Origin of the sequence: Micromonospora haikouensis (assembly GCF_000876225.1) — a bacterium.
Taxonomy (GTDB): domain Bacteria; phylum Actinomycetota; class Actinomycetes; order Mycobacteriales; family Micromonosporaceae; genus Micromonospora; species Micromonospora haikouensis.
Map to the genome: position 1 here is coordinate 1,688,469 of NZ_JXSX01000001.1, position 11,663 is coordinate 1,700,131.

General features: G+C 75.0%; 10 protein-coding genes and 1 tRNA gene. 4 read left to right on the top strand and 7 right to left on the bottom strand.

Annotation, left to right across the window (positions count from 1 at the left end; all coding sequences use genetic code 11):
- Positions 1–27 precede the first annotated feature (27 nt).
- Positions 28–1,041 (top strand): hypothetical protein, encoded by a 1,014-nt coding sequence (locus TK50_RS07555; protein WP_043962081.1) that lies wholly within the window; start codon positions 28–30, stop codon positions 1,039–1,041.
- 54 nt (positions 1,042–1,095) lie between these two features.
- Here the strand turns inward: TK50_RS07555 and mdlC are convergent, their stop codons facing one another.
- Both mdlC and TK50_RS07565 read right to left on the bottom strand, forming a co-directional pair.
- Positions 1,096–2,691: a benzoylformate decarboxylase gene (gene mdlC / locus TK50_RS07560; protein ID WP_043962082.1), complete on the bottom strand. Its 1,596-nt coding sequence runs from the start codon at positions 2,689–2,691 to the stop codon at positions 1,096–1,098.
- A 66-nt stretch (positions 2,692–2,757) separates the two neighbouring features.
- On the bottom strand, positions 2,758–3,561 hold the full coding sequence (locus tag TK50_RS07565) for an S-methyl-5'-thioadenosine phosphorylase (protein ID WP_043962083.1): 804 nt from the start codon (positions 3,559–3,561) through the stop codon (positions 2,758–2,760).
- Between the two features lie 239 nt (positions 3,562–3,800).
- On the opposite strand from TK50_RS07565, the gene TK50_RS07570 reads away from it, so the two are divergent.
- On the top strand, positions 3,801–4,391 hold the full coding sequence (locus TK50_RS07570) for a YqgE/AlgH family protein (protein ID WP_043964045.1): 591 nt from the start codon (positions 3,801–3,803) through the stop codon (positions 4,389–4,391).
- Positions 4,392–4,482: 91 nt separating this feature from the next.
- A tRNA-Ala gene (locus tag TK50_RS07575) sits at positions 4,483–4,555 on the top strand.
- A gap of 213 nt (positions 4,556–4,768) precedes the next feature.
- Here TK50_RS07575 and TK50_RS07580 read toward each other — a convergent pair.
- From TK50_RS07580 to TK50_RS07600, 5 genes are all read right to left on the bottom strand, one after another.
- Positions 4,769–6,136 (bottom strand): aspartate aminotransferase family protein, encoded by a 1,368-nt coding sequence (locus TK50_RS07580; RefSeq protein WP_043962084.1) that lies wholly within the window; start codon positions 6,134–6,136, stop codon positions 4,769–4,771.
- Between the two features lie 62 nt (positions 6,137–6,198).
- Positions 6,199–7,575 carry a methylaspartate mutase gene (locus TK50_RS07585; RefSeq protein ID WP_043962085.1) on the bottom strand — a complete coding sequence of 459 codons (1,377 nt, stop codon included), beginning with the start codon at positions 7,573–7,575 and terminating at the stop codon, positions 6,199–6,201.
- On the bottom strand, positions 7,568–8,110 hold the full coding sequence (locus TK50_RS07590) for a cobalamin-dependent protein (RefSeq protein WP_063838556.1): 543 nt from the start codon (positions 8,108–8,110) through the stop codon (positions 7,568–7,570). The genes TK50_RS07585 and TK50_RS07590 overlap by 8 nt, the downstream gene beginning before the upstream one ends.
- Positions 8,111–8,190: 80 nt before the next feature.
- Positions 8,191–9,609 carry a fatty acid desaturase gene (locus TK50_RS07595; RefSeq protein WP_241773949.1) on the bottom strand — a complete coding sequence of 473 codons (1,419 nt, stop codon included), beginning with the start codon at positions 9,607–9,609 and terminating at the stop codon, positions 8,191–8,193.
- A gap of 48 nt (positions 9,610–9,657) precedes the next feature.
- Positions 9,658–11,208, bottom strand: a complete 1,551-nt coding sequence (locus TK50_RS07600) for a pyridoxal phosphate-dependent decarboxylase family protein (protein WP_241774019.1) — start codon at positions 11,206–11,208, stop codon at positions 9,658–9,660.
- A 224-nt stretch (positions 11,209–11,432) separates the two neighbouring features.
- Here TK50_RS07600 and TK50_RS07605 point away from each other — a divergent pair, with 224 nt between their 5' ends.
- Positions 11,433–11,618, top strand: coding sequence for a hypothetical protein (locus TK50_RS07605; RefSeq protein ID WP_043962086.1), 186 nt, complete (start codon positions 11,433–11,435; stop codon positions 11,616–11,618).
- Positions 11,619–11,663 lie beyond the last annotated feature (45 nt).

The following is an 11,663-nucleotide window of genomic DNA, read 5'->3' on the forward strand; positions in this document are numbered from 1 at the left end:
CAGCCCGGGCGGGCGCGTCGTAGCGGTATGCGTCGTGTTCTCGCCCTGGTGGGGCTGCCCCTGTTGGTCGTCGCGGCCGGCTGCGCGCCGGCCGGTTCCGAGCCGTCCACCGGCGGCGGCCCCGCCGGCAGCGCCGACCAGCGCTTCGCGGAGTTCGGGCAGCGGGCCGACGAGGTCGCCGGGGCGTGGCGGCCGGGTGCTGCCTGGACCGGCGGCTACCTGCCGCTGCAGGAGCCCACCGTGCTGCTCGGCGACCCCGGGTTCAGCGCCGACACCGAGCAGGCGTTCCGCAACGGCTGGTACCGCGAGCAGATCGAGGTGCCCACCACCCGGCCGGCCGACGGCGCGATCCGCTTCCCCGACGGGACGCTCACCGTGAGGCTGCTCAGCGCCGCCGAGGCGTACCGGCAGCTCGACCAGGGGGACCCGCCGCCGTGCGAGGGGCGGCCGAGGGGCCCCGGCCGGCCGGCGAAGCCCGGCTCCGGCCCGGTCGTGGAGCCGGGACCCGACGGTCCGACCGTCGGGGAGGGGCCGTACGGCCACAGCGTCGGCCCGAACGACCCGGTCAGCAGCGCGCCGTCGTCGGCCTGCGTGCCGCTCACCGTCACCGCCGTGACGCTCGGCACCGCGCCGGTGCGCACGAGCCGGGGCGAGGCGCAGGTGCCGGCGTGGCTGTTCACCGTCGACGAGTTGACCACGAAGGTGGCCCGGCTCGCCGTCGCCGAGCCCGCCGCCCCGCCCGATCCGGTCGCGCCGACGGGCCGGGCACCCGAAGGGGTGGTCAGCGCGCAGGACCTGCGGTCCGTCGACGGGGCGAAGCTGACCTGGCGGGTCGGCGTGGGCGCCTGCGACACCGGGATCACCCCGCTCGTGCAGGAACGCGACGACGTGGTGGTGGTCGGCGGCGGGGTCGTCCGCGGCACCGGCATGTGCGTCGACCTGCTCAAGCTGGAGCCGGTCACCGCCACCCTGAAGGCCCCGCTGGGCAACCGGCCGGTGCTCGACGTGGTCACCGGCGCGCCGCTGGTCCTGCGCCCCTGAGCGCGGGCCCGAGGATGCGGGCGGCCCCGAGGTGCAGCGCGGCCCCGAGGGCGCTCAGAGCAGCTTCGGGACCTCGGTGCTGATCGGCACCGGCAGCACGGTGGGCCGGTCCGCCGCCAGGGCCGCGCCCAACGCGTCGCCCAGCCCGTCCAGCTCCTCGACGACCGTGGCGGCGCAGCCGTACCCCCGGGCCACGGCGACGACGTCGAGGCCGGGCAGGTCCAGGCCGGGCACCCCGGGGGTGTGCTTCAGCTCGGCGAACGCCTTGAGGATCGCGTACTGCTGGTTGACCGGGACCACGACGGCCAGCGGCAGGCGCAGCCGCGCGGCCGTCCACAGCGCCTGCACGGAATAGTGGAACGACCCGTCGCCGATCACCGCGACCACCGGCCGGCCCCGCCCGGTGTCCCGCTCGGCGAGCGCGATCCCGACCGCCGCCGGCAGCCCGAACCCGAGGCCGCCGCTGGCCATCGTGAAGTACGACCCGGGGCGGGTGATCCTCAGCCGACGGCGCAGCGCGGCCAGGTTGGACGGTGACTCCTGCACGAGCACCCCGTCGGGCGGCCAGTGCCGGGCCAGGGCGGCGAACAGCGCGTCGGGGCTCACCGGTGGGCCCGGGTCGGGCGGCCCCGGGTCCGGCCGGGGCGGCGGGGGCGGTCGGTCGGCCGCCGGGAGCAGCTCGACCAGGGCGGCCAGGGCCAGGCCCGGGTCGGCGAGCAGGCCGTCGCCGACCGGGGCGCGGGCCGTCTCGTCGGGGTCGTCGGTGACGTGCAGCAGGCGGGTGCCGGCGGGCAGGTAGTCGCCCGGCACGTGCGGGTAGTAGCGGAACACGGGCGCGCCGACCACCAGCACCGTGTCGTGGCCGGCCAGCGCTTCGGCCAGGGGCCCGATCGCGTACGGCAGCACGCCCCGGTAGTGCGGGTGGTCCTCGGGGAACGGGGTCCGCTCGGGGGCGGGCGCGGCCCAGACCGGGGCGGCCAGCCGCTCGGCCAGCGCCACCGCCGCCGGCCACGCCCCGGCCCGGTCGACCGCCCCGCCGAGCACCAGCGCGGGGCTGCGGCTGGCGGCCACCTGGGCGGCGAACTCCCGCAGCCGGGCCGGGTCGGGGGCGTACCGGGTGGCCACGGTGCGCACCTCGGGCGGCCCGTCCGCCGGCCGGGCCCAGTCGTCCAGCGGCAGGGAGAGGAAGACCGGGCCGGCGGGCGGCTGCACCGCCGTGGCGTACGCCCGCATGAACGCCGCCGGGATGTCCTGCGCGCGGGCCGGCTCGTGGCTCCACTTGACGTACGGCTGGGTCAGCTCGGCCGCCCGGGGGCTGGCCAGCCGGGGCTCCAGCAGCAGCATCTCCCGGCTCTGCTGACCGGCCGAGACGATCAGCGGCGTCTTGTTGTGCCAGGCGGTGACGAGGTTGCCCATGCCGTTGCCGGTGCCCGGCGCGGTGTGCAGGTTGACGTGGGCGGGGCGGCCGGTGGCCTGGGCGTACCCGTCGGCCATGGCGACGGCGGACGCCTCGTGCAGGGCGTGGACGTACCGGAAGTCGGCGGGGAAGTCCTGGAGGAAGGGCTCCTCCGTCGAGCCGGGGTTGCCGAACACGGTGGTCATGCCCAGCGCCCGCAGCAGCTCGTACGTCGTCTCGCGGACCGTTGCCACCCGCCGAATCTATCGGGAAAAGCCCCACCTACCAGGCGATTCGCCCTCCCGCGAGCCCGGCCGGGCTCACGGGAGGGCGAAGGGCAGCTTGATCCCGTCCAGCGCCCGCCCGCACGGGCAGTCCCGCCCGGCCGGCAGGGCGGCGACGGCGTCCAGCAGCACCCCGCGCAGCCGGTCGGTGTTCTCGGCGAAGACCCGGAAGACCTCCTCCTGGGTGACCGACTCGCCCGCCTCCACCCCCGCGTCGAGGTCGGTGACCAGCGCGATCGGGGTGTAGCAGAGGGCCAGCTCGCGGGCGAGCACCGCCTCCGGGTGCCCGGTCATGTTGACCACCGCCCCGCCGATCGCGGTGAACCAGCGCGACTCCGCCCGGGTGGAGAAGCGCGGCCCCTCCACGACCACCATCGTCCCGCCGTCGACGGCCGGCACGCCGCGGCCCGCCGCCGCGTCCAGCAGCGTCCGGCGCCCCACCGGGCAGTACGGGTCGCCGAAGGCCACGTGCACCGCGCCCCGGTCGTAGTAGCTCTGCACCCGCCCGCTGGTGCGGTCGATCAACTGGTCCGGCACCACGAACGTGCCCGGCCCCAGCTCGGGGCGGAGCCCGCCGACCGCGCACGGGGCGAGGACCTGCCGCACCCCGAGCGCCCGCAACGCCCACAGGTTCGCCCGGTACGGGATCAGGTGCGGCGGGTGCCGGTGGTCGCGCCCGTGCCGGGGCAGGAACGCCACCCGCCGGTCGCCCACCTCGGCGATCGTGACCGGGTCCGAGGGCTCGCCGTACGGCGTCTGGACCCGGTGCTCGGTCGCGCCCTCCAGCAGGGCGTAGAGCCCCGAACCGCCGATGACCGCGATGTCCGCCGTCGGACCCATCGTCGCCCCCTTCGATCCCACTCGATCACCCACCGGTCAGACCTTAGCCAGCGCCCCGGGCGCAGGCTATGGTGCCAGGCATGGCGTTGACAGCACGGATGAGCCCGGCGTCCCGTGCCGACCGGGTCGGGCAGGCCACCCCCCATGCCGGCCACGACGTCGGTTCCGCCCGGCCCGGCGGCGTCGTCGTCCCGGGGTGCCTTCTCCGCGTCCCGGCGCGCGGCTGACGGATGTCCGACATGCAGGGAGAGGACCAGGCGATCGGCGGGCGGGCGATGGACTCGATGACCGGACGGCTGCTGGTCGCGACCCCCACGCTCAAGGACCCGAACTTCGACCGCACGGTGGTGCTGCTCGTGGCCCACGAGCCGGGCGGCGCGCTCGGCGTGGTGCTCAACCGGGCCACGGAGGTGCCGGTCGCCGACGTCCTCGGCGACTGGAGCGACCTGGCGCGGGAGCCGGCGGTGCTGTTCGAGGGCGGTCCCGTCCAACCCGACTCGGCCATCTGCCTGGCCCGGATGCGCAACCCCGTCAAGCGGCTGCGGGGCTTCCACCAGGTCTCCGGCGCGGTGGGCACGATCGACCTCTCCGTGGACCCGGAGCGGATGCGGGAGAGCATCGGCGGCATCCGGGTCTTCGCCGGCTACTCGGGCTGGGGCGCGGGCCAGTTGGAGCAGGAGATCGAGGACGGGTCCTGGTTCGTCCTGGACGCGCTGCCCGGCGACGCGTTCGTCGACCGCCCCGACGACCTGTGGCCGATGGTGCTGCGCCGGCAGGGCGGAATGATGGCCGCCGTCGCCCACTTCCCGCCCGACGTGGCGCTCAACTGACGCGCGCGGGGGAGGGGCCCCGCGAGATGACCATGCGGGCGGGCGTGTGTATAGTTCTCTCCGTGCCCGGGAGACCGGGGGCGAACAGCAAGGGGCCGTGGCGCAGCTGGTAGCGCACCACACTGGCAGTGTGGGGGTCAGGGGTTCGAGTCCCCTCGGCTCCACCGACCGCACGTAACGTGCGACCCGGTGGTCTTTCAACACGAGAAATGCCCCGCCCGATTCCGGGCGGGGCATTTCCGTCCCCACCCCACCCCCACCCTCGGCTCGGTGATCAAGAGAAATGCGTCAAAGTTGATCTCGACGATGACGCAAACCTCTTGATCACCGTGCCGATGAGGGTGGGGTGGGGGTGGGTGGGGGTGGGGGCCTGCCGGTCAGGCATCGACGTAGTGGTCGGCGACCTCCAGCGCCTCGTCGAGGATGTCCAGCCCCCGCTGGGCGTCCTGTTCGGAGATGACGCAGGGCGGCACCACGTGCACCCGGTTGAAGTGGGTGAACGGCCACAGGCCCCGCCGGCGGCAGGCCGCCGCCAGCTCGTTCATTGGCGCGGCCTGGGCCGGGGTGGGGGCGAACGGCACCAGCATCTCCCGCGTCCGCCGGTCGCGGACCAGCTCCACCGCCCAGAACGCGCCGAGCCCCCGCACCTCGCCGACGCTCGGGTGCGACTCGGCCATCTTGCGCAGCCGGGGGCCCAGGACGTGCTCGCCGAGCCAGGCGGCGTGCTCGACGATCCCCTCGTCCTCCATGGCCCGGATCGTCGCCACGGCGGCGGCGCAGGCCAGCGGGTGACCGGAGTAGGTCAGGCCGCCGGGGTACGGGCGGTCGGCGAACTCCGCGGCGACCCGGTCGGAGATGATCACGCCGCCGAGCGGGACGTACCCGGAGTTGACGCCCTTGGCGAAGGTGATCAGGTCGGGCACGACGCCCCAGTTGTCCACCCCGAACCACGCCCCGGTCCGGCCGAAGCCGGTCATCACCTCGTCGGTGATCAACAGGATGCCGTACCGGTCGCAGATGGCCCGGACGCCGGGCAGGTAGCCGTCCGGGGGCACCAGGATGCCGTTGGTGCCGACGATGGTCTCGATCAGCACGGCGGCGATGGTCGTCGGCCCCTCGAACTGGATGACCTGCTCCAGGTGCTCCAGCGCCCGCGCGCACTCCTGCTCGGCGGTCTCGGCGTGGAACGCCGACCGGTACGGGTACGGCCCGAAGAAGCGGACCACCCCGGCCGTGCCGGTGTCGGTGGGCCACCGGCGCGGGTCGCCGGTCAGGTGCATCGCCGTGTGCGTGGCCCCGTGGTACGACCGGTAGGCGCTGAGCACCTTGGGGCGACCGGTCACCAGCCGGGCCATCCGCACCGCGTGCTCGTTGGACTCCGTGCCGCCGTTGGTGAAGAACACCCGGTTCAGGTCGCCCGGCGCGTGCTCGGCGATCAGCCGGGCCGCCTCGGAGCGCTGGTCGTTGGCGAAGTGCGGGGCGATGGTGCACAGCCGGGCGGCCTGCCGCTGGATCGCCTCGACCACCCGGGGGTGGGCGTGGCCGATGTTGAGGTTGACGAACTGCGACGAGAAGTCCAGGTAGCGGTTGCCGTCGTAGTCCCAGAAGTGCACGCCCTCCCCGCCGGCCACCGGCAGGGGGTCGATGTGCGCCTGCGCCGACCAGGAGTGGAAGACGTGGGCCCGGTCGGCCGCCCGGACGGCTGCCGCCGCGCCCGGGTCCGGCTGCTGGTTCGGAGAGTGCATTCTGCTGTCCTTTCGGGCTTTCGGGTGCGGGCTGTCGGGAGGGCAGTCGACGGTCGGGGCGCTCAGGCCGGCACCGGGAACGCCCGCTCGTGGTGCAGGAAGTAGTCGATGTCGGCGCTGACCGTCTCGATGAACCGGCCGGGGTCGCCCGCCCCGTGGCGCAGCAGGTCGGCGTTGTGCCGCCGCACCTCGGCGGAGAAGGGCAGGTTGCCTGCCCCCCGGTAGCGGATCGCCCCGGTGTGGTCCCGGCCGGGGACGACCTCGGACCGCGCGTGGACGCTGGCGCTGAACGGCACGTCGAGCCGGCCGGCGTCGAACGCCGCCACGATCGCGCCGGCCAGGTCGTCGCCGTCGAGCACCGGATCGACCAGCTCGGCGACCTCGCGCTGCAGCCAGTGCATCTCCTCTCGCACCCGGTCCTCGTCGAGGCGGACGAAGTCGAGCAGCGCGGAGCCGCCGAGCAGGGCGGTGTGGATGCCGGTGGCGTTGGCGGCGGCGTCCGGGATCCCGTACGCCTCCTGGTTGGTCTTGTTGATCACCTTGTCGGCGCCGCCGAGCCGGGCGACCAGGCCGCCGTAGAGGACGAGCGCGTCGGCGGCCCGGCGGTCGCGCGGGAAGACGCCCATGAACTCGTGCAGCACCGGGTAGACCTCGACGTCCGCCGGCAGGTACCGCGCGGCCAGCTCGCGGATCGACCGCAGGGCGGCGACGTCCTGGTGCACCTCCCCGCCCTGCGGGTAGGCGATGGACAGGCAGCGCACCCCTTGCGCAACGGCGGCGCGGGCCTCCAGCAGGGTGACGGCGAGGCTGATCGACGGCGGCACCAGCACGGCGGTGAGGGTGCCGAACAGCTCCCGGTCGACGAGCACGCCCGCCTCGGCGAGCCGGCCGCAGACCGCGTCGACCTGCCGCCAGCACTCCAGCGACGTGGCCAGCGGGACGTCCTTGCAGTACGGGATGTTGTAGCCGATCCCGCCGCCCTCGAAGGAGGTGAAGCCGGCGGCGAGCGACACCGCGAACAGGTCCCGGGGGTCGGGCGAGCCGTGCCGGATCTCCAGCGGCACGTCGACGGTGGCGACCAGCTCCCGGCCGCGTTGCCAGCCGTGCGTCACCAGGGGATAGCCGTTGAGGTCGGCGGGGTTCTCCCGCAGCACCCGGGCGGCGTGGTCGAACTGCCGCAGCCGGGTGAACGAGTCGATCGTCACGGTCAGCATGCCCGGACCGGCGGGCGCGAGCGAACGCAGCAGCTCGATCATGGCGTCGTGCGACCCGACGCCGCAGCGGGGCTGCACGATCGGTCGGCCGGCGCGCCGGGCCGCCCGCAGCGCCGCCACGGCGGTCGGTGCCCCGCTGTCGCGCAGGTGTGCCACGGTCTCCGCCCAGGACGGCAGGCCGTCGGCGGTGGCGTCCGCCAGGTGCAGGTCGGCCCAGTCAGCCACGGCTGCCCACCGCCGTCCGGGACTCCCGCTGGCCGGTCGCGCGCGTGCCGGTGCCCTGCGGGTGGGCCGCCCGCACGCCGGCCCTGGACCGGGCGTTGCGCTTCTTCGCGCGCCGGGTCGCGCCGGGCGCGGACGCGCGCAGCAGGTCCAGCACCAGCGGCAGCTCGTAGGGGTTCTCCAGGATGTGGTCGACTCCGAGGGCCCGCAGCCGGTCGTGCACGTCGTCGGCCTTGTGGCTGCCGACCGAGAGGTTCCCGCCGAGGATCACCGGGCGGGCGAGCCGCCCGGCGGCCCGCAGGGCCGGCAGGTCCCGCAGGTCCGCGTGCGCGTGCCCGTTGAGGCTGCCGATGATGACCGCCTCCGCCTCGGGGTGCGCGTCGACGGCGTCGGCGAACTCGGTCAGCGGCGTGCAGACGCCGAGGTTGACCACGTCGAAGCCGTGCTCGCGCAGGTGCATCGCGATCAGGTGGTTGGCCACGGCGTGCGCGTCGCTGCCCGCCACGCCGAGGATGACGAGGTGTCGCGTGGTGTCCATGATGCTCCCGTCCGGGCCGTCGGGCCCTCGTGTCGTGGGTGGTGGGCGGCGGGGCCGCGCCGGCCCCGCCGCGTGGCCGGTCAGTCGTCGAAGGCGGCGAACAGTTCGCGGTCGCTGGTCTCCGCGAGGCGCTGCGGGTCGAACTCGTCCGGGTCGGCCTCGGCCAGGGAGTCGAGGACCAGGTTGATCGCGGGGATCAGGCCCCAGATCTCCCGGTACGGGGGCCAGCCCCGGTGCCCGCCGTCGATGTCGGCCTGCCGGGCGAAGATGTAGTTGGCCCAGTCCCGGCTCATCGGGCGGCGGTGGTGGAAGTCGTGGCAGACGGTGTCGCCGGTGAGCACCAGGTAGCGGGAGGGGAAGTGGACCAGCAGCATCCGGGTCCACCAGCGGGCCCAGGCGCGCACCGCGGCCCCGCCCCGCAGGGAGCTCGCCGGGGCGGGCTCGCCGATGAAGATGGCGTTGGTGAGGCTCGCGAAGTACCCCTTGCCGCGGCGCTGGGTCTGCCAGGGGGCCGGGAACGTGTGCTTGACGCAGAGCCGCAGGGTGTTGCTGATCTGGAAGAACACGGTCATCGGCAGCACCCAGCCGACCAGCACCAGGGGCCAGGCGTGGGCGACCGTGGCGAGCGCGGCGACGGTGGCGTACCCCGTGGCGGTGACGGCCCGCTCGGTGCGGCTGGCGGCGTGGCTGTAGGAGCGGATCCGGGCCCAGAGGAACCGGGCGTGGAACACCGGCGAGGCGAGCCGGCCCAGCACCCGCCGCCACATCTGCCGGCGGGTCATCCCGGGGCGCAGCCGCAGGCTGACCAGGAACGCCTGCACGGTCGGGTCGCGCAGCGTCATGTGGTGCAGCGCGTGGTGGTCGGCCACGTGCTCGGCGCTGTAGCGCTCGAAGTGCTGCACCATCAGCACCCCGGCGACGATCTTGCCGAGGATCTGGTCCGGGCGTTTGCGGGCCCACATGTTGCGGTGGGCGCACTGGTGGAACACCATCATGCGCAGGTTGCGCGCGCCGTGCAGGGTGCTCGCCCAGCCGGGCAGGAGCAGCGCGAGCCACCAGCCCGACAGGGCCAAACCGACCCCGGTGGCCGCCAGGCCGGCGGCGACGGACACGGTCGCGGTGACCAGGTGGACGGTCGGGGTCAGCCGCAGCGGACGCTGCCCCGTGTGCGGCCGGCCGGTGAGGAAGGTCAGCGGGAGCTGGGCGAAGCCGGGCAACCGCCGCATCGAGTCGCGGACGCTGTTGTCGGCCGAGTCGCGGGTGTCCCGCTCGGCGACCGTCAGCCGGCCGGGCCGCTGGTCGGCCCCCGCCGGCCCGCCGGCCCGGGTTCCGGGGCGGCGGGGCGCGGTGACGGTCGGCTGGTGCGGTTCGGCGGGTGCGGTGCGGTGCGGCGCGGCGCCGGCGGGCCCGTGCGGTTGCGTGGCGACGGTGCGGCGCGGCGCGGGGACGACGGCACCGTCCGGGTCGGCGGGCCGCGCAGAGGCGTCGATGGTAGTCATGTCTCCCCTGTTTCTCTCTGCTCGAAGGCGGCGGGAGGGCCCGCCGCGCTAGCGGCTCGCCCGCACCGACCGCTCCAGGTCGGCGGCGGTGGCGAGGATGTCGTCGATGACGCGGTCAAGTTCGGCGGTGGTCGTGGCCGGGTTGAGCAGCATCAGCTTGAGGAAGACCGGGGACGACCCGTCGGGCCGGCGCACCCGGGTGCGGGCCAGCAGCGTGACGCCCCGGGTCATGAGCTGCCGCCGCAGCTCGCCGTTGAAGGCGTCGGCGTCGCCGTCGTGGCGGTAGCGCAGCAGCACCGTGCTCATGGACGGCCGGGCGGCCAGCTCCAGGGCCGGCTCCGCCTCGACCCGGTCGGCGGCGTGGAGGGCGAGGTCGTGGCAGCCGTCCACCATCGCGGCCATCCCGTCGCGGCCCAGCGCGTTCATCGTGACGGCGATCTTGAAGGCCTCCGCGCGGCGGGTCGCCTGCACCGAGTTGCCGTACAGGCCGATGAAGCCGGCCTCGGCGTCGTCGTCGGCGTTCAGCGTGGTGGTCTGCTGCGCCAGCGGCGTCATGACGCTCGCGTCGCGCACCAGGAAGATGCCGGAAGTCGCTGACGTCCAGCCGAACTTGTGCAGGTCGAGCGTCACCGAGTCGGCCTCGGCGATGCCCTCCAGCCGGGGGCGCAGCCGGGGGGAGAACAGGGCCCCGCCACCGTACGCGGCGTCGGCGTGCAGCCACACGCCGTGCCGGCGGGTCACCTCCGCCAGCGCCGCCACGTCGTCGACCCAGCCCTGGTCGGTGGCGCCGACGCAGGCGATCGCCGCCACCGGGACCACGTCCTCCGGCAGGCCCGCCAGCGTGCGCTCCAGCTCGTCCGGCAGGAGCCGCCCCAGCTCGTCGGACGGCACCCGGACGATCATGTCCTCGCCCAGGCCGACGATGCCCACCGCCCGGCCGATGGAGAAGTGGGTGGCGTCGGTGGCCAGCACCACCGGCCGCTTGTCGAGCCCCGTGAGGCCCTGCGCGAAGGGCCGCCACCCGCACCGCTGCGCCAGCACCCGGTCGCGGGCCGCCAGCACGGCCATCAGGTTGGAGATGCTGCCGCCCGCGGTGATGGTGCCGCCCGCGTCCGGTCCGTAGCCGACCAGCTCGCCCAGCTCGCGGATGACGTAGCGCTCCAGTTCGAGGGCGTACGGGCCGCTCTCCCAGGCGTGCAGGGACTGGTTCAGGATGCCCACCACCAGCTCGGCGGCGGCGGCGACCGGGGTGGGCGGGCACTGCATGCGGGCCACCGCGGCCGGGTGGCTGACGTCGACCGACCAGGTGGCGTAGTCGCGCACGAACCGGCGGAACGTCTCCAGGGGATAGCCCGGCTCCGCCGGCAGCAGCGGCCCGCCGAGGGAACGCCGGGCGGCCTCCCGCACCGCCGCCGGACCACCGGCGGTCACCGGGCCGGGCCGGTCCAGGGTCACCTCCCGCAGGGTCTCCAGCGCCACCGCGGTCAGCGCCTGCACGTGGTCCAGCCCGGCGAGGCTGCCGGCCGGCGGCAGCACGGCGTCCACCTGACGGGCGGCCGAACCGTCCGCGACCGTCTCCATCGTGGTGCTCTCTTGCATGATCGTCACTGCGGTCTCCTCGACTCCGGCTCCGTTCGCCACGTCGGCGGTGGCGGCTGACGTCGGAGGAAATCCCCGGCTGCCCTTCGGTCGGCTATGGCCCGGCTATCCGGCGGGCGGGCGGCGCGGCCCGCAGATCGGTTAGCCCGGGGATAGGACTTCGATAGCCGGCCGGGGACACAGGTGACAGACGCGATCCGCACCCATCCCCGTGGAGGTAACCGATGATCCGCCTGCTGCTGGCGACGACTGCCGCCGTCCTCGCCGTCGCGGTGCCCGCCGGTCACGGCACCGCCTCGACGCCCGACCTGGTGCCGGAGACCGGCTGGGGCGCCCCGGCCGGGCACACCGTCGCACCGATGGACGAGACCGGCTGGGGAGCGCCGCCCGCCCACCAACCACGGCGGTGAGACCGCACGGGCCCGCCCGGTGAGACGGGCGGGCCCGTGCGGTGG